Source organism: Paenibacillus spongiae (assembly GCF_024734895.1).
Lineage (GTDB): Bacteria > Bacillota > Bacilli > Paenibacillales > Paenibacillaceae > Paenibacillus_Z > Paenibacillus_Z spongiae.
The window spans coordinates 1,653,800-1,676,135 of the sequence record NZ_CP091430.1; the positions used below are offsets into that span (position 1 = coordinate 1,653,800).

General features: G+C 51.3%; 25 protein-coding genes and 5 tRNA genes. 24 read left to right on the forward strand and 6 right to left on the reverse strand.

Features of this window, described 5'->3' with window-relative positions:
• Positions 1–50 precede the first annotated feature (50 nt).
• The 5 genes from uptA (at position 51) to L1F29_RS07550 (ending at position 4,542) form a co-directional block, all read left to right on the forward strand.
• Positions 51–659: an undecaprenyl phosphate transporter UptA gene (uptA, locus tag L1F29_RS07530; protein ID WP_258387721.1), complete on the forward strand. Its 609-nt coding sequence runs from the start codon at positions 51–53 to the stop codon at positions 657–659.
• 44 nt (positions 660–703) lie between these two features.
• Positions 704–895 (forward strand): hypothetical protein, encoded by a 192-nt coding sequence (locus L1F29_RS07535; RefSeq protein WP_258387722.1) that lies wholly within the window; start codon positions 704–706, stop codon positions 893–895.
• Between the two features lie 111 nt (positions 896–1,006).
• Positions 1,007–1,573, forward strand: a complete 567-nt coding sequence (locus L1F29_RS07540) for a thioredoxin family protein (RefSeq protein ID WP_258387723.1) — start codon at positions 1,007–1,009, stop codon at positions 1,571–1,573.
• A 3-nt stretch (positions 1,574–1,576) separates the two neighbouring features.
• On the forward strand, positions 1,577–2,206 hold the full coding sequence (locus L1F29_RS07545) for an MBL fold metallo-hydrolase (RefSeq protein WP_258387724.1): 630 nt from the start codon (positions 1,577–1,579) through the stop codon (positions 2,204–2,206).
• A 71-nt stretch (positions 2,207–2,277) separates the two neighbouring features.
• The gene (locus L1F29_RS07550) at positions 2,278–4,542 is read left to right on the forward strand and encodes a Tex family protein (protein ID WP_373876481.1); all 2,265 of its coding nucleotides are present in this window, start codon (positions 2,278–2,280) and stop codon (positions 4,540–4,542) included.
• 109 nt (positions 4,543–4,651) lie between these two features.
• Here the strand turns inward: L1F29_RS07550 and cmpA are convergent, their stop codons facing one another.
• Together cmpA and L1F29_RS07560 are read right to left on the reverse strand one after the other, a co-directional pair.
• Positions 4,652–4,786 (reverse strand): cortex morphogenetic protein CmpA, encoded by a 135-nt coding sequence (gene cmpA, locus L1F29_RS07555; protein WP_204817941.1) that lies wholly within the window; start codon positions 4,784–4,786, stop codon positions 4,652–4,654.
• Between the two features lie 124 nt (positions 4,787–4,910).
• Positions 4,911–5,264 (reverse strand): hydrolase/acyltransferase, encoded by a 354-nt coding sequence (locus tag L1F29_RS07560; RefSeq protein WP_258387725.1) that lies wholly within the window; start codon positions 5,262–5,264, stop codon positions 4,911–4,913.
• 139 nt (positions 5,265–5,403) lie between these two features.
• On the opposite strand from L1F29_RS07560, the gene L1F29_RS07565 reads away from it, so the two are divergent.
• The 8 genes from L1F29_RS07565 to L1F29_RS34590 all read left to right on the forward strand — a co-directional run bounded on the left by L1F29_RS07565 (position 5,404) and on the right by L1F29_RS34590 (position 7,068).
• Positions 5,404–5,883 (forward strand): SprT family protein, encoded by a 480-nt coding sequence (locus tag L1F29_RS07565; RefSeq protein WP_258387726.1) that lies wholly within the window; start codon positions 5,404–5,406, stop codon positions 5,881–5,883.
• Positions 5,884–5,910: 27 nt separating this feature from the next.
• Positions 5,911–5,986: transfer RNA gene (locus L1F29_RS07570), tRNA-Asn, on the forward strand.
• A 5-nt stretch (positions 5,987–5,991) separates the two neighbouring features.
• Positions 5,992–6,082 (forward strand) — tRNA-Ser (locus L1F29_RS07575).
• A 203-nt stretch (positions 6,083–6,285) separates the two neighbouring features.
• Positions 6,286–6,360, forward strand: a tRNA-Glu gene (locus L1F29_RS07580).
• A gap of 6 nt (positions 6,361–6,366) precedes the next feature.
• Positions 6,367–6,442: transfer RNA gene (locus L1F29_RS07585), tRNA-Lys, on the forward strand.
• A 41-nt stretch (positions 6,443–6,483) separates the two neighbouring features.
• Positions 6,484–6,569, forward strand: a tRNA-Leu gene (locus L1F29_RS07590).
• A 53-nt stretch (positions 6,570–6,622) separates the two neighbouring features.
• The gene (locus tag L1F29_RS07595; protein WP_373876530.1) at positions 6,623–6,895 is read left to right on the forward strand and encodes a hypothetical protein; all 273 of its coding nucleotides are present in this window, start codon (positions 6,623–6,625) and stop codon (positions 6,893–6,895) included.
• 116 nt (positions 6,896–7,011) lie between these two features.
• Positions 7,012–7,068 carry a CysS/YqeB C-terminal domain-containing protein gene (locus L1F29_RS34590; protein WP_444980956.1) on the forward strand — a complete coding sequence of 19 codons (57 nt, stop codon included), beginning with the start codon at positions 7,012–7,014 and terminating at the stop codon, positions 7,066–7,068.
• Positions 7,069–7,219: 151 nt separating this feature from the next.
• On the opposite strand, the gene L1F29_RS07600 is transcribed toward L1F29_RS34590, so the two are convergent.
• Positions 7,220–7,834 carry a TetR/AcrR family transcriptional regulator gene (locus tag L1F29_RS07600; protein WP_258387728.1) on the reverse strand — a complete coding sequence of 205 codons (615 nt, stop codon included), beginning with the start codon at positions 7,832–7,834 and terminating at the stop codon, positions 7,220–7,222.
• A 205-nt stretch (positions 7,835–8,039) separates the two neighbouring features.
• Here L1F29_RS07600 and kynU point away from each other — a divergent pair, with 205 nt between their 5' ends.
• The 9 genes from kynU (at position 8,040) to L1F29_RS07645 (ending at position 17,214) form a co-directional block, all read left to right on the forward strand.
• Positions 8,040–9,326, forward strand: coding sequence for a kynureninase (kynU, locus tag L1F29_RS07605; RefSeq protein WP_258387729.1), 1,287 nt, complete (start codon positions 8,040–8,042; stop codon positions 9,324–9,326).
• Between the two features lie 89 nt (positions 9,327–9,415).
• On the forward strand, positions 9,416–10,816 hold the full coding sequence (locus L1F29_RS07610; protein ID WP_258387730.1) for an amino acid permease: 1,401 nt from the start codon (positions 9,416–9,418) through the stop codon (positions 10,814–10,816).
• Positions 10,813–11,946: an alanine dehydrogenase gene (ald, locus tag L1F29_RS07615; protein ID WP_258387731.1), complete on the forward strand. Its 1,134-nt coding sequence runs from the start codon at positions 10,813–10,815 to the stop codon at positions 11,944–11,946. The genes L1F29_RS07610 and ald overlap by 4 nt, the downstream gene beginning before the upstream one ends.
• 192 nt (positions 11,947–12,138) lie before the next feature.
• Positions 12,139–12,996 carry a metallophosphoesterase family protein gene (locus L1F29_RS07620; RefSeq protein WP_258387732.1) on the forward strand — a complete coding sequence of 286 codons (858 nt, stop codon included), beginning with the start codon at positions 12,139–12,141 and terminating at the stop codon, positions 12,994–12,996.
• Positions 12,997–13,761 carry an endonuclease/exonuclease/phosphatase family protein gene (locus L1F29_RS07625; protein ID WP_258387733.1) on the forward strand — a complete coding sequence of 255 codons (765 nt, stop codon included), beginning with the start codon at positions 12,997–12,999 and terminating at the stop codon, positions 13,759–13,761. It begins immediately after the preceding gene.
• 186 nt (positions 13,762–13,947) lie between these two features.
• A complete protein-coding gene (locus L1F29_RS07630; RefSeq protein WP_258387734.1) occupies positions 13,948–14,640 on the forward strand; it encodes a FadR/GntR family transcriptional regulator in 693 nt (230 codons plus the stop codon).
• A complete protein-coding gene (locus tag L1F29_RS07635; protein ID WP_258387735.1) occupies positions 14,637–15,848 on the forward strand; it encodes a CynX/NimT family MFS transporter in 1,212 nt (403 codons plus the stop codon). The genes L1F29_RS07630 and L1F29_RS07635 overlap by 4 nt, the downstream gene beginning before the upstream one ends.
• A gap of 134 nt (positions 15,849–15,982) precedes the next feature.
• Complete coding sequence (coaD, locus tag L1F29_RS07640; RefSeq protein ID WP_258387736.1) at positions 15,983–16,471, forward strand: pantetheine-phosphate adenylyltransferase; 489 nt, start codon at positions 15,983–15,985, stop codon at positions 16,469–16,471.
• Between the two features lie 8 nt (positions 16,472–16,479).
• Positions 16,480–17,214 (forward strand): MBL fold metallo-hydrolase, encoded by a 735-nt coding sequence (locus L1F29_RS07645; RefSeq protein ID WP_258387737.1) that lies wholly within the window; start codon positions 16,480–16,482, stop codon positions 17,212–17,214.
• A gap of 81 nt (positions 17,215–17,295) precedes the next feature.
• On the opposite strand, the gene L1F29_RS07650 is transcribed toward L1F29_RS07645, so the two are convergent.
• From L1F29_RS07650 to L1F29_RS07660, 3 genes are all read right to left on the reverse strand, one after another.
• Positions 17,296–18,375, reverse strand: coding sequence for a phosphodiester glycosidase family protein (locus L1F29_RS07650; RefSeq protein ID WP_258387738.1), 1,080 nt, complete (start codon positions 18,373–18,375; stop codon positions 17,296–17,298).
• The gene (locus tag L1F29_RS07655) at positions 18,372–18,797 is read right to left on the reverse strand and encodes a hypothetical protein (protein ID WP_258387739.1); all 426 of its coding nucleotides are present in this window, start codon (positions 18,795–18,797) and stop codon (positions 18,372–18,374) included. The genes L1F29_RS07650 and L1F29_RS07655 overlap by 4 nt, the downstream gene beginning before the upstream one ends.
• Before the next feature lie 307 nt (positions 18,798–19,104).
• On the reverse strand, positions 19,105–19,839 hold the full coding sequence (locus tag L1F29_RS07660; protein WP_258387740.1) for a CAP domain-containing protein: 735 nt from the start codon (positions 19,837–19,839) through the stop codon (positions 19,105–19,107).
• 301 nt (positions 19,840–20,140) lie between these two features.
• Here L1F29_RS07660 and L1F29_RS07665 point away from each other — a divergent pair, with 301 nt between their 5' ends.
• Both L1F29_RS07665 and L1F29_RS07670 read left to right on the forward strand, forming a co-directional pair.
• On the forward strand, positions 20,141–21,013 hold the full coding sequence (locus tag L1F29_RS07665) for an AraC family transcriptional regulator (protein ID WP_258387741.1): 873 nt from the start codon (positions 20,141–20,143) through the stop codon (positions 21,011–21,013).
• Positions 21,014–21,053: 40 nt separating this feature from the next.
• Positions 21,054–22,178, forward strand: a complete 1,125-nt coding sequence (locus tag L1F29_RS07670; protein ID WP_258387742.1) for an HNH endonuclease — start codon at positions 21,054–21,056, stop codon at positions 22,176–22,178.
• The last annotated feature ends 158 nt before the right edge of the window (positions 22,179–22,336 follow it).

Sequence of the window (22,336 nt, forward strand, 5' to 3'; positions counted from 1 at the left end):
ATACCGTTAGATTAAGAGAAGTAAAATATGCGTTGGATGGGAGACGGAGAATGGATTGGATTCACAAGGTTCTTGACAGCTTGCTGCTGTGGGTGGAAAGTTTGGGCTATTACGGCATTGTCATCGGATTGGCGATCGAGGTCATTCCTAGCGAAATCGTACTGGCATTCGGCGGCTATTTGGTGTTTCAAGGTAAAGTCACCTTTCTCGGCGCCGTTATCTTCGGAACGATCGGAGCAGTCATTCAGCAGTGGATCTTATATGCGATCGGCCGGTTTGCAGGGCGTCCATTCTTTGAAAAATACGGTAAATATATAAAAATCAAACCGAAGCATCTGGACATCTCGGAGCGGTGGTTTAAGCAATATGGAGCGGGTATCGTATTCACGGCGCGGTTCGTTCCGGTTATGCGGCAGGCGATCTCGATTCCGGCCGGCATCGCGAAGATGAATTTCGGGTTGTTCACGCTGCTGACGCTGTTGGCCTCGATCCCGTGGTCGATTCTGTTCGTTTACTTGGGCTATACGCTCGGAGATCAATGGGAGAATATCGATGAGAAGGCAGCGCCTTACGTGCAGCCGGCAATCTTGATCGCGATCGGCCTGCTGATCGTTTACGTGCTGTTCAAGGTGCTCCGCAAACGGGGCAAATCGATATAATTGGCGATGGGAAGCATCGTTTGGTACAATATAGAGAATCGTCTATGTTTGACCATAAACGTTATTCGGCAAAACATAAAGTACTTGCTTATGAAGCAATCGAACAGAAGCCCCAGCTTCACACAACGAAGCGGATGCTTCCGAAGTCAGTTTTGCTGCGAAGCAATAGCAAAGAAGCGTATGCTACACAAAACGAAGCGGATGCTTCCGAAGTCAGTTTTGCTGCGAAGCAATAGCAAAGAAGCGTATGCTACACAAAACGAAGCGGATGCTTCCGAAGTCAGTTTTGCTGCGAAGCAATAGCAAAGAAGCGTATGCTACACAAAACTTTTAGGAGGTCGTAACCGATGAGCAAAAATTTGGCCAACAAGCTGAATAAAGGCATCAGCACACAGCAATTTATCGATTCCTTCCAGAAAAATAAAGAGACGTTCCAAAGCTGGCAGAGCCAGTTCGAATGGCCGAGCGAGGATGACCGGGAATATTTCGAATCCATCAATAACCGCGACGACCTGCGCTGTCTGATTCTGGCGGCGGAATGGTGCGGAGACGTTGTGCGCAACCTGCCTGTCGTCTTCAAAGCGCTGGAGGTTACGGGCATTCCGACGGAAGTGCTGGTCATGGAAGACCATTTGGACACGATGGATGAGTTTCTGACGATGGGCGGACGCGCGATTCCAATCGTCATCTTCACCGATACGGGCGGACACGTGCTTGGCCAATGGGGACCGCGTCCAAGCCATGTGCAGGAAGCGATGACCGCTTTCAAATTGGCGAACTCCGACCGCGAAGCGGCGGATTATCAAGAGAAGCTGGCCGAGACGCGCCAAGAGATGGGACGCCGTTACGGCGAAGGCGCCGGTTACCAGCAAATTATCGTGAAAGAGCTGCGCGAGCTGCTGTCGGCGCTATAATCCATGCTGACAATTGAAACCTTCTCACTAGGCCCCTTGCAAACGAATGCTTATTTAGTGATGGAAGAGACCGGCCAGCGCGGCTTTATCGTCGATCCCGGCATGGGACCCAAGCGGTTGCTGGAGCGGATTCGCGATGTGAAGATCGAAGCGATCGTATTGACGCATGCCCACTTTGACCATATGGGTGGGGTCGACGAGGTGCGGAAAGCCGCGGGCTGTCCCGTCTATCTGCATGATCTGGAGGCGGACTGGCTGACCGATGCGGCCAAGAACGGGTCGATGCGATGGTCCGACGTTACCAAGCCGCTGACCACGGATCCGGCAGAGCATGCCCTTGAGGAGGGCCAGCAGCTGCAGCTGATCGGCCACACCTTCAAGGTGCTGCACACCCCGGGCCATTCGCCCGGAAGCGTAAGCTTGCTGTGCGGCGAGCATCTCCTTAGCGGAGACGTACTGTTCCGCATGTCAGTCGGACGGACGGACCTACCGGGCGGCCGCGAACGCGATCTGTACGATTCGATCCGCAATAAGCTGTACAAGCTTGATTCGAACGTACGCGTATATCCGGGACATGGCCCGCAGACGACAATCGGATTTGAAAAAGCAAACAACCCTTATGTGCCGGCTTAGCCGGCCGCGTAAGGGTTCTCCTTATTGTATATAGTTGTATATCAAGCTAAAGCTGATGGAGGACGGACAAAGTGGCAGAGACGAAACAGCGTATCGCAGAAGAAGAAGCGGAGCTTGGCGCCGGGGGGAAGATCGAGCTGACGCCCGAAGAGCAGGCAGCCGAGCAGGAAAGAATCGTTAAGCGGGTTTCCATTGATCTGTCCCTGCCGTTAACGAAGGTGAAGTCGGCGGTTAGTTTGCTTGACGAAGGCAACACGATCCCGTTCATCGCCCGCTACCGGAAGGAAATGACGGGAGAGCTCGACGAGAACGAGCTGCGCTTGATTGAAGAAAAGCTGCAGTATATGCGCAATCTCGAGTCGCGCAAGCGGGAAGTCATCCGTTTGATTGAAGAGCAGGGCAAGTTGACCGACGAGCTGCGTCAATCCATCCTTGCATCGGTCAAACTGCAGGAAGTAGAAGATATCTACAGGCCATACCGGCAGAAGCGCAAAACAAGAGCCAGCGTTGCGAAAGAGCGGGGTCTCGAGCCTCTTGCGCAGTGGCTCTTCTCGCAGCCTCGTCAAGGCGAGCCGATGCGGGAGGCGGAGCGTTATATCGACGCAGAGAAGGGCGTGAATACGGCGGATGATGCGCTTCAGGGCGCGATGGACATCATTGCCGAGCAAATTGCCGACGATGCCAAGATTCGCGCTTGGGTAAGGCGGCATACATTCGATCACGGCGTGCTGCGGACGGAAGTGAAGGACGCATCGTTAGAGTCGGTCTACGAGATGTATTACGACTATCAGGAGCCTATGAAGAAGCTGCCGCCGCACCGGACGCTGGCCGTTAACCGGGCAGAACGGGAAGACGTGCTGCGCGTTTCCCTGGAGGTGCCTGCAGAACGCGTGCATGATTACATCGACCGCCAGATCGTCCGAGGCGGCACCACGCAGGTAATCAGGGACGTGCTGGTGAAGACGATCGAGGATGCCTACAAGCGGCTGATCGCTCCATCGATCGAGCGGGAGGTGCGCGGGGAGCTTACGGATAAGGCAGAGGAGCACGCCATTCAAATTTTTTCTGCAAATCTGCGTAATCTGCTCCTCCAGCCGCCTGTGCGCGGCCATGTCGTCCTTGGTGTCGATCCCGCATTCCGCACCGGCTGCAAGCTTGCCGTCGTCGACGAAACGTCCAAGCTGCTGGAGGTTGCGGTCGTATATCCGACGGCGCCGAACAACAAGGTTGCGGAAGCGGAGAAGCTGATCGGCGGCCTCATCGACAAGTATAAGGTCGAGCTCATCGTAATCGGCAATGGGACCGCTTCGCGCGAGACGGAGCAGTTCATCGCCGGTATGATCGGCAAACGCAAGGCGGCGGGCCAAGACAAGGGCCGCGATATCAAATATATTATCGTGAACGAGGCAGGGGCCAGCGTCTATTCCGCTTCCAAATTGGCGGCGGATGAATTCCCCGCGCTCGATGTAGCCGAACGCAGCGCGGTCTCCATTGCCAGAAGGCTGCAGGATCCGCTTGCAGAGCTCGTGAAGATCGAGCCCAAAGCGATCGGCGTCGGCCAATATCAGCATGATGTAAGCCAGAAGCGGCTGGATGAAAGCCTAGGCGGCGTCGTGGAATCGGCGGTCAACCATGTCGGCGTCGATGTGAACACGGCTTCGCCCTCGCTGCTCGGTTATGTCGCCGGAATCAACGCGACAACCGCCAAAAATATCGTGAAATACCGCGATGAGAACGGAATCTTCAAAGACCGCAAAGCGCTGAAGAGCGTGCCGAGATTGGGCGCGAAGACGTACGAGCAGTGCATCGGCTTTATTCGCGTGCTGGAAAGCGCGAATATACTTGACCGGACACCTATTCATCCGGAGTCGTATGAGGTGGTGGACAAGCTGTGCCAAGCGTTTGGACTGAAGCTGGATCAGCTCGGCAGCGAGTCGTTCAAAGCGGCTCTCATGGATGTTAAGCCTGAGGAGGCAGCGCCGATGCTGGGGGTTGGGGTGCCGACGCTGCGCGACATTATAGACAGCCTGCTGCGTCCTGGACGAGATCCGCGGGAGGAGCTGCCACAGCCGATCTTCCATACGGATGTGCTTGATATCGAGGACTTGAAGCCCGGTATGGAGCTTCACGGCACGGTGCGCAATGTCATAGACTTCGGCGCCTTCGTGGACATCGGCATTAAGAACGATGGCCTGGTCCACATCTCCCAGCTGAGCAACAAGTTCGTGAAGCATCCGATGGATGTCGTATCGGTCGGAGACAACGTGACTGTCTGGGTACTGAGCGTAGATGTCAAGAAAGGACGCGTCGGCCTTACCATGCGCAAGCCGGACTAACATTTGGCCAAAACAGCAAAGAGAAGCCCTGACCGACTGTCAGGGCTTTTCTTTGCTGTTCGCGCCAGCTCCTCAGGGACAAACGGCAAGGAGCATGGAACAACGTGTATTATAAACTGGCACTGTCGTCGTTAGGATGCTGCTTCGTGCGGTAAAAGTACCAGCAATCGTTCAACAGCCTGATTTGCCGCCGGTCTTTCTTCATAAAAGCACGCATTAATTGATTGCACAGCCACTGCGGCACATGCATCGCCCTCCTCCTGCCCATACTTGTGTAATAACTAGTATATGGGGATGGGCGGATGTCCGTGCAGGTCCCAATGAATTCAATCCTTCATACGACGATCCGCTTAGACTGCTAAGGCAGATCAGACATCCATTTCTTCTTCATACCACTGCTCGAGCTGCGCTTGAAGCGCGCGGATTTCCGTAAGCAGCGAGATGAGCGGATAGGATTTCTCCTCGATAGCGGAGAAGCTTCGTTCCAATTCGTTCATATAATCCAGTCCGGATTGCTTCTGAAGCGACTTGTCGTGCAGCTCCAGATCCTCGCATTCACCGATCGCATAAGGCAGCTGAGGAACATTGCTGGCGGTCAGCTTGTCGATTTCTTTATGTAAGCGCAGATTAAGCGCGCTTAACTGATAAGCGTGCGATGCGGGCATTTCTACGAATGAGATGCCGCTGGTGCCGTTCATAATAACGTAACGCATGTGTGGCATAGTAGGGTGACCTCTCCTCTCGAACATGTCGATTCATGAACCTACTTGACAGTTTAGCGTATTCATCCTTTACAATTCAAGTAGCAACATAGATTCGATAGCCATACTTGAAGTATGCGGACAGGAGGGGGCGCAGGACATGACGGACAAGCAGCTGCAGGAATGGGTGGAACGGGTTTCGCTGCAGTTTTTCAAGCTGCCGTTCCGGCATCAAGCGACCTTTAACAGGCGTCTGAAGTCAACCGGCGGCCGCTATTTTACGAAATCGCATAATATCGAGATCAGTCCGCATCAGCTGGAGAGCTATGGTGAAGAAGAGACCGAGAAGATCATCAAGCATGAGCTGTGCCATTATCATCTGCATCAATTGAAGCGGGGATACAAGCACCGGGACGCGGACTTCAAACAGCTGCTCGCGCATGTAGGGGGATCGCGGTTCTGCAAATCGCTTCCCGGGCGCGAAATACGCAGAACATTGCCGCATCGTTACAAGCTCGTTTGCCGTAATTGCGGGATGGAATATCTGCGCAAGCGTAAGGTTGATCCAAGGCGATATGCTTGCGGAGCATGCAGAGGAAAATTATTATTATTTATGCTTGACTTAAAAATTGATTCGTGATACATTATTTCTTGTCACTAATAATGTTCCCTGATAGCTCAGTTGGTAGAGCACTCGACTGTTAATCGAGTTGTCACAGGTTCGAGTCCTGTTCGGGGAGCCATTCATGGAGAGATACCCAAGTGGCTCAAGGGGACCCTCTGCTAAGGGGTTAGACTGCGCAAGTGGTGCGAGGGTTCGAATCCCTCTCTCTCCGCCATCATTTATGAATGTGACGCGGGGCCGTCCAGGCGGCTCCTTTTGTTTGCCTTATTGGATCGACTCTGATACATTGGCGAATGCATTCACGGATGAGTTGAAGAAGCTTCAAAAAACTTCGAAAAAAAAGCTTGCACCATGTAATGAAAAGTGTTATGATCTTACTTGTCGCTTGAATGAGCTGACGCTGATGATCACCATTGCGGCCCGTTGGTCAAGGGGTTAAGACACCTCCCTTTCACGGAGGTAACAGGGGTTCGAATCCCCTACGGGTCACCATCTTAAGAGCCATTAGCTCAGTTGGTAGAGCACCTGACTTTTAATCAGGGTGTCGTAGGTTCGAGTCCTACATGGCTCACCATTTTATCGATATGCATTGAGCAGCATATCAAATCACAATTTGCGGTCGTGGCGGAATGGCAGACGCACCAGCTTGAGGGGCTGGCGGGAGCAATCTCGTGGAGGTTCGAGTCCTCTCGACCGCACCATACTTACAAACATGTAAATTCCTTGATTATTCAAGGGATTTTTTTGTGTCTTTATTTTTTATTGCAAGCTAGCGAATGTTGACTATAAATTAGGTGACGAAGATGAGGATTCGATCGTCCGGGAGCTGCAGCAAATTTTGAGAGACGGACAGGACAAGGGGGAATTCGGCGAATTCGACCCGTCCGTCATGGCCAGCATGATTCAAGGGGCGATCGGGGAGTACATGATGGGGATTTCCCCGATCACGCGGAAGATTGATCCGGAAACCTACTGCCGCGAGCTTGTGAAGCTTGTTCGTCAAGCAGCCAAACAGAGAAAAGGGTGAATGCCGGCATGTCAGCCAATACATCAGAGCAGCAAACCGTCGTGGGGTATTCTGAGTCAACACGGCTCATTTTATACGTTGGATTCGGAGCTATAGGACTTCTATTGGGTTAAAAGATGGGATTCATCGTCCGCGATGAAGGGAAGAGGCAGTATTGGCGGCAGGTACCGTAGAAATTAAGTTGATTTTAGAATGCGTAAGATTTGATAGTTCGAAAAGCGATGAGGTCAGGGGTACGATCCTCTGGGCATGCATAACAAAGAAGACCAATCCTGCGGCGGTTGGTCTTTTTCATTATAAGCGAGTTTTTCTTTTTATTCTGAACTATATATAAAGCCCTGTGACATACACGGAAGTGATCGTTGCAGCGATCTCTTCGACAGAACCATGATGTTCGTCCCGGACAATTTCCCAGAGGTACATTTCATTCGTAAAAAACCAGCCCCGTGCCACGATCTCATGATTTATTCCGGATCTGGCCAGTCCATTTTGCTGTGCATAGGCAACGTCTTTTGAAATACGCTGAATAAATTTTCCCCGAATAACTTTCCATTTATCCGACACTATAGAAGAAACCCCAATGGCCTGTTCAAAAACTTGCATCATATCCCGTTCGGCTTCCGCCGTTTTTAAGAAAGCATTCGCTTGTTTGTTAATGATTTCCTCGGCTTCTTGTTTCGATTTTGGCAGGAAGGAGATCTCGGCAATTTCAAAAAATCGTTCCATGACATCCTCCATCAATACAATCAGAAGATCTTCTTTTCCCTCAAAATGAACATAGGCCGTGCCGTATCCGATCCCCGCTTTGTTAATCATTTGCTTGATCGTCGCTTTATGAAAGCCTTCCTGAAGAAAAACTTCCTTCGCGGCCTCCAATAATTTGCTTCTTGTTTTCAGTGAGCGCAAATGTCTTTTATCCTCTACATTACGTTGGTTCATTTCTATTCCTCCACGACTCATTATCTCTAGAATATATGGTTTTGAGCCAAAAGGAAAGGGATGCCTTTGAAGTGCACGTGTCAATAATTGGATCGCGCAGTAATATTGACACCGTGTCATATTCAGCGCAATAATGTTATTGACACTATGTCATATTCATTCAAGAAAGCGCTTAATCATTTATTTAGCAAAGGAGAGAATCTTGATGCGTTTAAAAAACTTTGAAGCGACGTTAGAATATGCGAAAGAATTGGATAAGGAAGATTCTCTTGGGCGTTATCGGGAAGAGTTTTATTTGAAGCCTGGATCCATCTATATGGATGGGAACTCCTTGGGGCTGCTTTCGAAGAGAGCGGAAAGGACACTCTTGGAATCGTTAGAAGACTGGAAGGACCATGGCATCGATGGCTGGACGCAGGGGAATCATCCATGGTTCTTCATGGCGGAGGAACTGGGAAAGAAGCTTGCTCCGTTAGTGGGAGGATCGGCCGAAGAAGTCATTGTGACCGGTTCCACAACCGTGAATTTGCATCAGCTTGTGTCTACGTTTTATAAGCCGGAAGGCATGCGCACCAAAATTTTAGCGGATGAACTAACATTTCCATCCGATATTTATGCTCTTCAAAGCCAATTAAGGATTCATGGATACGATCCCGATACGCATCTCATTCGCGTGAAAAGCCGGGATGGCCGCTTCCTGGAAGAAGAGGACATTATCGAAGCCATGGACGAAACAGTCGCTCTAATCGTTTTGCCCACCGTATTGTATCGCAGCGGTCAAATATTGGATATGAAGCAATTAACTGATGAAGCGCATCGCAGAGGTATTTTAATCGGGTTTGACGCTTGCCACTCCGCGGGTTCGGTTCCGCATTCCTTCAACGAATGGGGTGTAGATTTTGCGTTTTGGTGCAATTATAAACATTTAAACGGAGGACCCGGCGGTGTTGGGGGATTGTTTGTAAACCGAAAGCATTTTGGAGAGAGTCCTGGACTTGCCGGTTGGTTTAGTTCCGCTAAAGAGAAACAATTCGATATGGAGCATTCATTAACTCCCGCTCATTCCGCAGGAGCGTTCCAAATCGGAACTCCTCATGTGCTTAGCGTCGCTCCTTTGATCGGGTCATTAGAAATTTTTGAAGAAGCGGGTATCGAAAATATTCGCCTGAAATCGCTTAAAATCAATCAATATTTAATGGATTTAATTGACAGTGAATTAGCGGGTATGGGGTTTATCATCGGAACGCCAAGAGAGGATGCGCGACGCGGCGGGCATGTAAGTCTTGAACATGTTGAAGCAGCACGAATTTGCAAATCATTGAAGGATAACGGGATCATTCCGGATTTTCGGGCCCCCAATATCATTCGGCTTGCACCGGTTGCCCTTTATTCATCCTATCAGGATGTTTGGGAAACGGTTCGAATTCTTAAGAAGATCATGACTGATAAACAGTATGAGAAATTTATAAATGAACGTGAAGTTGTTGCATAATGTAGAACGCTATGAGAGCGGCTATCCCTTTCATGGCATTAAGGAATGATCGGACAAGGCCTGATGGTGAAAGAAGGGGATGAAATAGAATGGAGATTAATAACAGCGGTAAAGGATTAAAACGGGAGTTAACGACAAGCAAGCTCTCGATGATCGCAATGGGAATGGCCATTGGGACAGGATTGTTCCTTGGAAGCGGATTAGCCATCGGCACTGCGGGGCCTGGTGTACTGCTCAGCTATACGATTGGTGCGTTTATCGTTTTATTGTTGATGGGATGTTTGGCGGAAATGACGGTTGCCCATCCAACCTCGGGCTCCTTTGGAACGATTGCCGATCGATATCTTCATCCCATGGCAGGCTTTCTTGTCCGGTACTCTTACTGGATTGCGCAGGTATTGGCTATCGGGGTTGAAATAAGCGCAATCGCGGTGTACATGAAATACTGGTTTCCAGGGGTTCCTGGCGTCATATGGATCATCTTATTTACAGCGGTTCTCATTTATGTAAACGCTACCAGCGTCAATGCGTTCGCAGCATTCGAGTATTGGTTTTCCATGATCAAGGTTAGTGCGATCGTCGGGTTTATTCTTCTTGGCGCTTACATTCTGTTCGGAACTTCCGGTCATGAACATGTGGGAGCCAATAACCTTGTCGATCATGGAGGTTTTCTGCCTTTTGGATTCAAAGGGATGTGGATTGCCGTCTTTATTTCTCTTTTTAGCTTTTTAGGCACGGAATTGGTCGCGGTTACGGCAGGTGAAGCGAAAGATCCCGATGTAGCTGTACCGAAGGCATTGAAAGCGACGGTATTCCGATTGTCCGCTTTCTATGTGTTGACTTTGGCGATTATGCTGATGATTGTTCCATGGCAATCGGCAGGAATTGAAGAAAGTCCGTTTGTAAAAGTAATGGAGATCTTGAATATACCCGGCGCATCTGGAGTCATGAATTTTATCGTTTTAACAGCCGCTTTATCTTCCATGAACGGGCAGCTTTATGCTTCCTCGCGAACGATGTTTTCGTTATCGGGAGAAAAGTTTGCGCCAGCCCTGTTTGGCAAGCTTAATAAAAAAGGCGTGCCGACGGCTGCGCTAACCGTTTCCACCATGGGCATTATTGTCGCTGCAGTAGTAAATGCGCTGCTGCCCGGATCTTCCTATGCATTTATGATGGGGATTTCTATGTTTGGTTCACTTTTTACCTGGCTGATTATTTTCGTTTCTCATTTATATTTCCGAAGGAAATGGGAAAAGACGGGCGGCCGCAAGCTGCCGGTTAGAATGATAGGGTTTCCGTATTTGACGATAGTGGGAGGACTTCTCCTGCTAAGTTTAATGGTCACGGCATGGTTTACCGATTTCAAAATCATGCTTCAATTTGGTATTCCTTGGCTGCTGCTTTTATCCATTGCGTATGTGATTATGAAAAAAATGCAGTCAAAGCGAGATTGTATCGAAAAACAAACTGAAGGAGAGATTATTTCATGATTATTGGCGTACCAAGAGAAATTAAAAATAACGAAAACCGTGTCGCTTTAACGCCAGCTGGAGTCTTTTCATTCATAAATGCCGGGCATAAAGTATTCGTTGAGAAAAACGCCGGTGAAGGCAGCGGTTTTTCGAATGAAGATTACCTCGAAAGCGGTGCTGAAATTATTGATAACGCGGCAGCTGTATGGGAAAAATCGGATTTGATCATGAAAGTGAAAGAGCCGCTTCCAAGCGAGTACGGCTATTTCCGCAAAGGCTTGATTTTGTTCACTTATTTGCATTTGGCCGCTGAACCGGCTTTAGCCAAGGCACTTATCGATAAAGGCGTTCTTGCCATCGCTTATGAAACCGTATCGGTGAATCGCACGCTGCCGCTGCTTACGCCCATGAGTGAAGTTGCCGGCCGGATGGCCACGCAAATCGGTGCGCAGTTTTTGCAAAAATCAAACGGAGGCAAAGGAATTCTTCTTGCGGGCGTTCCTGGCGTGAACCGCGGGAAAGTGACCATTATCGGCGGCGGTATCGTAGGGACGAATGCGGCAAAAATGGCAATTGGAATAGGCGCTCATGTAACGATTATCGACTTGAGCGCTGACCGTTTACGTCAATTGGATGATATTTTCGGCAATGAAATAACGACGCTAATGTCCAACCCTTTCAATATCGCACAGGCAGCAGCTGAAGCTGACTTACTGATCGGAGCCGTATTGATTCCCGGCGCAAAAGCTCCAAAGCTGGTAACGGAAGAGATGGTAAAGGCAATGAAGCCTGGTTCCGTTATCGTTGATGTTGCCGTCGACCAAGGCGGAGTTGTTGAAACGATCGATCAAATTACAACACATGACAATCCAACCTATATCAAGCATGGCGTCGTTCATTACGCTGTAGCCAACATGCCTGGTGCGGTTCCAAGGACCTCGACCATCGCTTTAACGAACGTTACGCTTCCATATGCGTTACAGGTGGCAAACAAAGGCGTATACCGGGCAATCGCCGAAAACGAAGCTTTAAAACGCGGTGTTAACGTGGCTAATGGTGAAATTACGTTTGAAGCCGTTGCCAAAGATCTTGGTTACGATTATGTAAAAGTAGAAGATGCTTTAGAAAAACATGTTATTGCAGGATAAAATCGAATGGTGACAAATGGGGACACGGGCTATCCGTGTCCCTTTTGATTTCCGCAAAGCAACCTCAAGCCGAATGAAAAAGAGGGAAAAATATTCTTCAAGTAACGTGACGGTGGTATAATTTATGAAATAAATGATCTGCCGCCAGTTCTGTTACATGATGGAATTGACGGGCTGTCAGGAGGATGAGAGATGACTCGTTTTATCTATTTATCCGATACCCATATAGGCGCGGATATTGTGGGCTTTCAGCAGCAGCCTGCTTATCCGGACAAATTGGAAGAGCTTCTCGCTGCGGTTGCCGAGCACGCGCGCAAGGGAGAAATCGATTTTGTGCTGCATGGAGGAGACATGGTGGATACCTGTACGCCGGCTGCAATCGAAAGAGCGAAACAGCTGTTCGATCTCCCGGTGCCGGTCTATCTATCGCTTGGCAATCATGACTTGGATCGCAAGGATGCTCTATCGTTATGGCTAACCCTCGCTCCTGAATTTTTCGCAGGCCAATCCCCTCAATACACGATCGAACATGGGGACTGCGTCATACATGTTACGCCAAACCAATGGGAGAGCGGCGTTCCTTACTATTGGAGCAGCCGGCAGGAGGCTTATTTCCTGGACGATCAGCTGCCATTATTGGAAGAATCCATTGCCAGATACAAGGGGGGAAATCAATGGTTAGCCATACATAATCCGATATACGGCGTATCTATGGAACAGAGCGGATCAGATCGTATTATCCATGACGTCCCTCCCGCATTTCAAGAGGCCATTGTCCATATCGTGGAATCCTATCCTGAAGTAAGAGGCGTTCTGTCCGGGCATAACCACATCAATACGTTGAAGCATACGGAAGCCGGCGTGTATCTTACCGCAAGTTCCTTTATTGAAGCGCCTTTCGAGTATAAAATTATGGAGGCGACGCAGCAGTCGGTTTCCATCCATACGCATGCGGTGAATGGGCTGAGCTTTAAGGCGGATTATAATTCCGGCCGCAGCTTCGTTCAGGGGAGAGAAGTCGACAGGTCCCTGCTGTGGAGGTTCTCGTAAATGAAAATAGGGCAGTACAACATTCTGGACGGTTCTCCTGAGCCGGAACGTCTGGTTCGGCTGGGGCAGTGGATAAGTCGGCAAAATTACGATATATTGGGCTTCAATGAATTGAACGGATGGACCACTCGCCAGATGGAGCAGTATGGCGCCGAATGGGGTCTCCCGTATTATGCCATAACGGATACGGGGAGAAGCCCTTACCGGCTGGGGATCCTCTCCAAGCATCCCGTTGAACGGGTGTCGATCAAGGAAGAAGGCTTCTACCACGGTCTGCTTCATGCGAAGATTCTCGATCTGGATCTATTCGTAACGCACTTGTCTTCCGCGGATTCCTTGCACAGAGAACGTGAAGCGGCGCTCATTATCGAGGAAATATCAACCTGCTGCGGACCGGTTATCGTCATGGGAGACTTGAATACCCTCTCGCCGCTGGATAAGGCGCATTATGATCATGCGGGCATACCGGAAAAACTGTCTCAGGATGACAGACTGTCCCGTAAATTCATGGCTCAAGGCGAAATCAATTATCGGCCGATGGAGGTTCTTCTTGAAGCGGGACTGGTTGATGCCGGGGCAGGCAGCGGCTTTCAACATTCGGTACCTACGAAGTATAATGAGGATCCAATGCATGCGGATAGGTTAAGACTTGATTATATGTTGATCAATGAAGCGCTATTGAATCATAAGCCTATGGCCAGAATTATTCGCGACCCGGAAGTCGAACTGCTGTCCGACCATTACCCGGTTGAATGCTGGTGGTAAGCATGCTGGAAAGTCCATCCGCTTGAGGATGGACTTTTTTGCTGTCAGGAAATGATCGTACGACCCGGCCTCGTCCATGTTTTTTGCTTCATGCGGGCAAATGTGTTAAAGTACCAATAAACCAATCATCCTACGTTTGTATTAAGCAGGCATGCAGCAGGAATGAAAGAGCAAGGGGGAATGAACATGCTGCAAAAAACGAACCGGTTAACCCTGGTTGAGCAGGTTGCGATTCAGATGGAGGCTTTAATCGAGTCCGGACAGTGGAACGTTGGCATGAGGATACCGGCCGAACCTGAATTAATGGCCGAGCTGTCCGTCAGCCGCAACACATTGCGCGAAGCCATTCGCGCTCTAACGCATGCGGGGCTGTTGAAGACGAGACAGGGGGACGGCACTTACGTCTGTTCTTCGAGCGCGCTCGGCGCTGCGCTGGAGCGGCGTCTATTAAGGTCGGATTTGATACGGACACTGGAGGTGCGGCATGCGCTTGAGCGGGAAGCGGCTTATCTGGCGGCCATTCACAGGACGGAGGAGGATGCCGCATCCATGCTGATCTGCTTGCAGGCTTGTGAACGGGCGGCAGCGGATAACGACAGGGAAGCGTATGTCGCTGCGGATCTGCAGCTCCATCAAACCATTATGGCCGCTTCTCATAATGATATCCTGGTTGAATTGTATCATCATCTTATTCAAGCGGTACGGGAGTCCATCTCAACCTTGCTGAAGCCGGACAATCAGACGATGTACCTGCAATCCCACCGGCAGGTCATCGAGGCGATTGTCGCTTGCGATGCTGAAGCGGCGGTTGCGGCCGTTCACCGTTACATCGAGGATTCGAAGCGGGAGAATGGCAGCGGCATGGAGGCATTGTCATGAGCTCGCCAAGCAGCGAAGCCAAGGCAGCAGGCGGGGCGCTCGCACACTCGAAGAAAGCGCTGCTTGTTCTTGGCATTATTTTTATTGCGGTGAATTTACGGGCTCCGCTAACATCGGTAGGCCCTTTAATCGGTTCGATTCGGGAATCGCTCGGAATTTCGAATACGATGGCGGGAACCATTACGACCTTTCCGCTGCTCGCATTCGCCCTGCTCTCTCCGCTTACGCCTATGCTGGCGCGGCGGTTCGGAACGGAACGGGTCATCATGGTTTCGTTATGGGCTCTTGCAGGCGGTATCGTCCTCCGTTCCTTGGCGGGGACGGGAGCTCTATTCGGGGGGACGATCCTGCTTGGCCTGGCGATCGCGGTTTGTAACGTACTGATGCCAAGCCTGGTGAAACGGGAGTTTCCCGGCAGCGTCGGCCTGATGACGGGCGTCTATTCCGTATCGATGAATATGTGCGGTGCGATCGCTTCCGGTATCAGTGTTCCGATTGCCGTCGATCTGGGACTTGGATGGCGGGGGGCGCTCGGCTGCTGGGCGGTTCTTGCGCTGGTGTCGATCTTGGTCTGGCTTCCTCAATTCCGTGCCGGCCAACGCTTGGCAGGGTCTGCCCCTGCGCGGCGCGGCTCGAATGGCAGCTTATGGCGATCTGCGCTTGCCTGGCAGGTGACCATCTTCATGGGGCTGCAGTCGCTCATATTCTACATTGTGATTACCTGGTTTCCGCAAATTCTGGTAGACCGGGGGATGAGCTCCGATACCGCGGGCTGGATGCTATCGCTTATGCAGTTTGCGCTGCTGCCGGTTACATTCATCATTCCCATTCTTGCCGGACGGATGAACAACCAGCGCGTGCTTGTTATCATAACGGTCGTCCTGTACCTGACCGGCATCGGCGGATTCTACTTCGGCGGCAGCGCGCTTATACCGCTATGGGCGATTATTCTGGGCATCGCCATCGGCTGCTCGTTCAGCTTGGCGATGATGTTCTTCAGCTTGCGTACGCGAGACGCTCATGATGCGGCGAAGCTGTCCGGCATGGCCCAGAGCTTGGGCTACCTGCTGGCGGCGGCAGGGCCGACTCTCTTCGGCATGCTGCACGATCGGACAGGAGGATGGGATATGCCGTTCCTCCTGCTTGCTGCCGCAAGCCTGCTCGTTCTGGGCTGCGGACTAGGCGCCGCAAGGGATAGAACCTTGTAATCAATCAGCTGTCCGACGGCTATACAAGCTTAGCGGAAGCGGGATTTTGCAAGGGCTGTTGATGCATGATGGGATGAAATGTTACAATTTTAGAAAATTTGCTGCTAAGCATCGCTTGCAGAGGGGGAATGCACGTGGAGGCCGTTTATGCGGGGAGCTTCGATCCGATTACGCTCGGACATGTATCGGTTATTGAACGCGCTTTTAAATTATTTGACCGCATTCATATTGTCGTCGCGAATAACCGGGCGAAGAATCACAAGTTTACGCTGGATCAGCGCACGGAGCTCGTCAGGAAATCGATCGCGGACGAATATTCCGCTCGTACGGTGATTAGGCCATTCGAAGGCATTGTCGCCGATTACGTGAATGCCAACGGCATCGAAGCGATTATCCGCGGCGTGCGCAACGCGACGGACTTGGAGTACGAGCTTCAGCTCGAACAATACATGCGTCATACGACGGTGGCTGAAACGGTATACCTCTCGCCCTATGCACAGCATATGCAGACGAACAGCTCGCTCGTCCGGATGTTTTTCCAGTCGGGCAAGCATGAGCACGCCAGAGCGTTCATGTGTCCGGATGCATTCGATCAGGCGCTGCTGTATCTGAATGGAGCGTGATTCTTAAGATGCGTATAACGGTTCTTGGCCCGTGGGGCGCTTATCCGAAAGCGGGAGATGCGACGGCAGGCTATCTCATTGAATACGATAATCGGAGCATGCTGGTCGATTGCGGCAGCGGCGTGCTGGCCCAGCTCCAGAAATATAAGCCGGTGTATGCCTTGAACAGCGTACTCATTTCACATCGGCATTACGACCATGTCGCGGATTTGGGCTGCTTGCAGTACGCCTGCTTAATTGATGCCGACTTGGATCATCGCCGTGAAGCGCTGCCGATCTATATCGCGGAAGAACCGGAGCGAGAGCTCCAGTTTAAGCCGATGAAAGGATCCGGCATCGAACGGATTTATGCAGGCGGGCGTTTGACGGAGGGAGAGCTTGAGGTTTCCTTCTTCAAAACGTTTCATGAAGCGTATTGCGTGGGGATGTCCTTCTCATACAAGGGAAAGAAGGCTGTCTACACGGCCGATACCTATTACGATGATTCGCTTATCATGCATTGCGCGGATGCAGACGTTCTTATAGCGGAAACATCGTTCTATGCCGATATGAAGGATGCCCGTAATTACGGCCACATGAATGCGGCGGAGGTAGGCAGATTAGCGAAGGAGGCCGGCGTGCGTAAAGTCGTGCTGACGCATTTGCCCCACTTTGGCAGCGTGCCCCAGCTTGCTTCCGAGGTAGCGGATGTGTACGATGGCGAGATCGTTACCGCATACAGCGGGTTGAACCTAGATGTGTAATGAACAAGAGGAGCCAGGGCATTTGCCCGGCTCCTCTTATTATGTAGATATCCGCATGTATGGATGGCGAATGATAGCTGTCTATTTGAAGAACAGAAAGTGCGTCGGAAGCGCCCGAAGCTGCCCGTCGGACGGCTTGTTAACGACCCTTCCGTTAAAAATGAGCGAGGATGATCCGCCGCCGTCCAAATTATAGCCGTCGATGGCGCCGTAACGGGTAAGCAGCAGCTGCATCTCCTGCAAGGTCGCGCCCGAGTTGCCGTTCTCGTTATACCCGTCCGTTACGAGAAATAGAAGCTGGTTATCTTTATAATTCGCCATAACCGTCCGCGGGGCCCGCTTCGGGCTTACCTGCCATTTGTCCGGGATCGGCTGGGGAACGCGGTTCTTCATTAATACAGGTACGAAGGAAGCGCCGAATTTCGGCTTCTGGGCATCCAGCTGGTTTTGGCTGTGGTAATTGCCCCCGATCAGCTCCATGTCCTCGTTCATGCCGACGAAGAACAAATCTTTGAACGTCGGTTCAAACCCGTTCACATACTTCCCGTCGATGACAGTCGTGCTGAGGGGATATCTTTTCTTCCCGCTGTCGGCAAATCCTCCCGCATTTACGCCCGCAACCGCGTTATAGCGCTTGACGGCAGACAAGGTCGTCTCCGCTTGGCCGGCGTTATCCTTGCCCAGCACCATCTGCATCGCATTCGGAGACTTCAGCTTTACTTTCATCGCGTACCCGGTAAAATTTTGGGCTTTGATTTTGAAGAGCTGTGCCGTTAAGTTGTCCGATTGCACCGTTTCGGCAGGGTATCCAAGCTGCCTTGTGATGCGCCGGTCATAGATCATGGCAGGCCTGCCGGATTGCGCGGCGGCTACTTTGGCGATTTGGCTCATATTCTCGTTCGTTTGATTGTACAAGGCGACTGATTTCTTAATCGACTGAGCGGTGGACACCGCCGTCTGCTTCGCTTGATCGAGACTGCTCTTGAGCTTGTCCGTATCGGCAGCGGTAAGGCTTATCTCGGATGCTGCAGAAACTTTCGGGAACACTTCGTCCGGAAGCGTGATGGATAGGTTGGCGGCAGCGAGCCAGAAGAAGATGCCAAGGAACGGGGCGCAAACGATTAGACCGAGGCGGTTAAGCTGTTTAACGGTAATACTCATTTCAGCACGTCCAAGTCTTTCTTCAGCTCATTCAGCTGTTTCTTCACTTCGCTGAGCTGGGTGAACAATTTATTGCTGTTATCGGTCTTGCTGCTTGCGTTGTCCTTCGAGAATTCGAGCAGCTCGTTAAGCGCGTCAACCTTGCCCTGCAGCTTGGCGATGTCTTCCCTGAACTGCGTGTCGAGCTGTTTCAGTTGTGCCTCATAGCTGGTTTGCATCGCCGTGATTTTCTGCGAGGTTTGCTGTCCGACTTCCGTTGTGATGCTCTCCTTGATTTTACCGCTATACCATATCGCACCGAGAATGCCTGTGCCGATCAGAACGACCCAAACACATAGAAAGACAAGCACAGACGGCCCCGATTTTCTCCGGGACTGCCGCTCGTGCACCGTATGCACGGATGATTGATACTCTGTATTCACTTGCGTTAATCTCCTCCCCTATTACAGACGTCTATGACTGGCGAACATGTTGCAGTCAATATAGTAGGAAAGTATATTGTACCATAGTTTAGAAGGGAGAGCATATCCGGTACGGACTCTCGCCGATCTCGGCATAGGGGCAGGCAGTTTTTGCTGCTTAAGTATTTCAAACCGCCGGATTGGGCTAACCTGCGGGCGCTTGCTTCCAATTCGGAACGAAAGGCAGTGGGCCCTAAGACATTGTCTTAACAGCGAAAGAACCGCTCTTCTACGTGGATGAGCGGCTCTTCTGCACGTTATCTGTCGGTCAAGGCTTAATAAACTGCTGCGTCCAATAATGATTCATGCTTCCGCCGGTGCAGTAACCGATGCCGATCTCGGTGAAGTCCGGGCTCATAATATTCTTGCGATGGCCGGGACTGTTCATCCACGAATTCATCACATCCTGAGGGGTGGTTTGACCGGCGGCAATATTCTCGCCCGCGTACGAGTAGTTGATATTGAAGGCCTTCATCATATCGAACGGACTTCCGTACGATGGCGAGTCGTGTGAGAAGTAGCCTTGGTCGCGCATATCCTGAGATTTAAACAGGGCTACCCGCGAGAGATCCCCATTTTCCGTCAGCGCCGAAAGTCCTTGCTTGGCACGTTCTTCATTGACAAGCCGGACGATTTCCTGGTTTACGTCGCCAGTGCTGGCGCTGCCTTCAGCATTGCCGCCGGCATTGCCACCGGCATTGGGATCGGCACTGCCGCTGCCGCCGAAGCCGTCACCGAAGGCGAGCGATTTCATCCCCGCACCGTTCGCCGGGAGACGGATGATATCCCCTTGATAAATCCAATGCGGGTCTTCAATTTGCGGATTGGCTTTGATGATGGCAGCCAAGGGAACAAAATGCTTGATGGATATGTCCCATAGATTGTCCCCGCGTTTGACGATATGCTGGCTGGGATGCTGGCCGGGTTCTGCAGCCGATGCGATGCCGGCAGCTGCCGGCAGCATAGCGAATAACAATAATCCGGCTAACCGTTTGAATTTCATGGTGCAGCAGTCTCCTTTACGCACAGGATGATTTCCTTCTGTAATATGTTCAAACCGATGCTGCGTTATCCGCGTGCCGGACCGTGCCCGGGAAGGGAGTTTCATCCTGGCGCTTTGCTTGCTTTCGCATGCATATAACATTATGGAATATCTTCATGTATACATAGCCACCTCTCCTTCAGCTGCATTTTACAATTCGGCAAAAGCATGATTCGCATGTAAAAGTTGTGATTGTACGATTATTCTGTGTTATCATTCTTCTAGATGAACTATTATTAACGATTGGGTAGGATATGATAATATGGAACAGCTTGATCGTCGAACGGAAACGGTGGTTGATGACGGCCGCCGGTTTCTATTTGCTCTAGGTGAACATGAACTGCCGCTGCAAGTGGAGAGCCTCGGATACAATCACGATCAGGAGCCGATTACGAGAACGAAAGGCTATCCTTGCTTCCATTGGCTGCAGACGCTTGAAGGGGAGGGCGAATTCGAGCTAAGCGGACGGCAGTTCAGCTTGCCTCCCGGCTGCGGTTCCCTGCTATTCCCCGGCGTGCCGCATACGTACGCTCCTAAGGATAAGAAATGGGTGACGATGTATGTAACCTTCGGCGGTTCGCTGGCCGAGTCGATACTCGCCGCTTTCGATATCAGACATACGGAATGGTTCCATTGGAATGAGGATGCGCCGATTACGGCTCAATTGGCCGCGATGATCGAACAGGTGCAGCATGACGAGGACCGTTCCGGCATGAATGCCTCCGCGCAGCTGTATCAATTTATTATGACTTTGAAGAAATACGGCCAGACGGGCAGCCGTTCATCGTCGCTTTTTCAGCATCTGGAGAAGCTTGATCCGCTGCTGCAGTGGCTTGACCGGCATTACGGCGATCCCGAGATCGGGTTGAACGATATGGCGCAGCTGCTCGGGCTGAGTCCGCGTTACTTGAATTCTTTATTCCGGCAAGCCTTCGGCATAACGACGTATGCATATTTGATCCGGCTTCGTATTCGCAAGGCGAAAGAGCTGATGAGCCGGGGGGACCGGAAATCGATTAAAGAAATTGCGGAGCTGTCGGGATATCGCGACCCGAGCCACTTTATCGCTACCTTCGGCAAGACGGAAGGAATGACGCCCGATCAATTTCGCAAGATGCAGGGAATCGTGTTCTAATTATTATTATCTAGCACAATGATCGGAGCGAACAAAGAAGATGAATGTAAAACATTGCGGGGTCTGCGGCGAAGAGAAGCCGTTGTCCTCGTTTACGAAGCGTTCCGGCCGAGGCGGGCGGCGCGGGACTTGCCGCTCTTGCCAGCGAAAGCGGCAGCGCGGAGCTGCTGTTTCCGCCGTGGAGGATGAGGAAGAATCCGCATCGCCGGCATTGGCCGACTTGGGAACGGAGGAGTCTTCTTCTCGGACCGTGAGGGGCGCGGCGGATATGAAAGATATGCCGGAAGAGCCTCCCAAACGAAAGCGGAGGCGCCGTGCCCGCCGAAAGCGCAAGCAGACCGGTGAAGGCGGCGCGGAAGAGCGGCTATCGTCTGCTCTTCTCGGTAAGGAAGAAGAGCCGGAAGCCTCTTCCGACGAATTGGAGCAGGAGCTTGGCCGGTCCAATGACGGCCCCCCTAAACGGAAGCGTAACCGTAAACGCAGAAAACGGAGACGGCCGGATGAGGCGAAAGAGCTGCTGACATCCGGGCTGGAGAAGCAAGCCCTACAGCCGGATGAATCTATTGAGCCGCTTGTGCCTACCACGGAGCTGCCGAACCAGAGCGGTGAGGAGCTGAGCGGACAGACGGCTGAAACAAACGGGCATATCATCGGCGAATCGCTGCCCAAACGCAAACGCAAGCGTAAGCGCCGCCGCAAGCGCAAGAGTATGAATGCGATCCTGACGGATGAAGCGGAACGTCCGCCTGTCCGTCCGCCATACAAGCGTATCGTACCGATCAAAGGAAAGTTCATTTACGACACGCGCGTATTGAATGACCGGGGAACAGGCTTGATTCGTCTTCGCGGGAGACGCGAGACGGGCAAACGCTGGTCGACGGAAATTCCGACGGAAATGGCGGTACGCATGGTGAATGAAGGCGCTGCTGGCATTATAAATCCATCGTTGATTCATAAGCTGTATACCAAAACCGATTTCCGCTTATATATTCTTCAACGAGACGATTATGTATGCAAATACTGCGGCCGTTTTGGAGATACGATCGATCACGTGATGCCCAAATCAAAAGGCGGGCTGTCCACGCCGGCTAACTGTGTCTGCGCTTGCGCGGAATGCAACCTGAAGAAAGCCGATCATCTTGACTTCGTTTTTGACGATTTATAAAAGAGCGATCCGCAAACTGCCTGTTGGATGGGAATTTCAACGGGTTTTTGCGTTGGCCGGGTAATAATAGGTGAAAGAAAGGCCAATCAACAATTATCGTTAATTAATGTAAACTGTTTACGAGTTTGAAACATTTGGAGATGCTCATGAGACAATAA

Excerpts from the sequence above, each read along its gene's own strand:
- uptA (WP_258387721.1), top strand. The coding sequence starts at position 51 with ATGGATTGGATTCACAAGGTTCTTGACAGCTTGCTGCTGTGGGTGGAA.
- L1F29_RS07645 (WP_258387737.1), top strand. The coding sequence starts at position 16,480 with ATGCGTATAACGGTTCTTGGCCCGTGGGGCGCTTATCCGAAAGCGGGA.
- L1F29_RS07610 (WP_258387730.1), top strand. The coding sequence starts at position 9,416 with ATGGAGATTAATAACAGCGGTAAAGGATTAAAACGGGAGTTAACGACA.
- L1F29_RS07560 (WP_258387725.1), bottom strand. The coding sequence starts at position 5,264 with ATGCCACACATGCGTTACGTTATTATGAACGGCACCAGCGGCATCTCA.
- L1F29_RS07660 (WP_258387740.1), bottom strand. The coding sequence starts at position 19,839 with ATGAAATTCAAACGGTTAGCCGGATTATTGTTATTCGCTATGCTGCCG.
- L1F29_RS07620 (WP_258387732.1), top strand. The coding sequence starts at position 12,139 with ATGACTCGTTTTATCTATTTATCCGATACCCATATAGGCGCGGATATT.
- L1F29_RS07600 (WP_258387728.1), bottom strand. The coding sequence starts at position 7,834 with ATGAACCAACGTAATGTAGAGGATAAAAGACATTTGCGCTCACTGAAA.
- ald (WP_258387731.1), top strand. The coding sequence starts at position 10,813 with ATGATTATTGGCGTACCAAGAGAAATTAAAAATAACGAAAACCGTGTC.
- L1F29_RS07565 (WP_258387726.1), top strand. The coding sequence starts at position 5,404 with ATGACGGACAAGCAGCTGCAGGAATGGGTGGAACGGGTTTCGCTGCAG.
- L1F29_RS07635 (WP_258387735.1), top strand. The coding sequence starts at position 14,637 with ATGAGCTCGCCAAGCAGCGAAGCCAAGGCAGCAGGCGGGGCGCTCGCA.
- L1F29_RS07670 (WP_258387742.1), top strand. The coding sequence starts at position 21,054 with ATGAATGTAAAACATTGCGGGGTCTGCGGCGAAGAGAAGCCGTTGTCC.
- L1F29_RS07650 (WP_258387738.1), bottom strand. The coding sequence starts at position 18,375 with ATGAGTATTACCGTTAAACAGCTTAACCGCCTCGGTCTAATCGTTTGC.
- kynU (WP_258387729.1), top strand. The coding sequence starts at position 8,040 with ATGCGTTTAAAAAACTTTGAAGCGACGTTAGAATATGCGAAAGAATTG.
- L1F29_RS07625 (WP_258387733.1), top strand. The coding sequence starts at position 12,997 with ATGAAAATAGGGCAGTACAACATTCTGGACGGTTCTCCTGAGCCGGAA.
- L1F29_RS07545 (WP_258387724.1), top strand. The coding sequence starts at position 1,577 with ATGCTGACAATTGAAACCTTCTCACTAGGCCCCTTGCAAACGAATGCT.
- L1F29_RS07540 (WP_258387723.1), top strand. The coding sequence starts at position 1,007 with ATGAGCAAAAATTTGGCCAACAAGCTGAATAAAGGCATCAGCACACAG.
- L1F29_RS07665 (WP_258387741.1), top strand. The coding sequence starts at position 20,141 with ATGGAACAGCTTGATCGTCGAACGGAAACGGTGGTTGATGACGGCCGC.
- L1F29_RS07630 (WP_258387734.1), top strand. The coding sequence starts at position 13,948 with ATGCTGCAAAAAACGAACCGGTTAACCCTGGTTGAGCAGGTTGCGATT.
- L1F29_RS07535 (WP_258387722.1), top strand. The coding sequence starts at position 704 with ATGTTTGACCATAAACGTTATTCGGCAAAACATAAAGTACTTGCTTAT.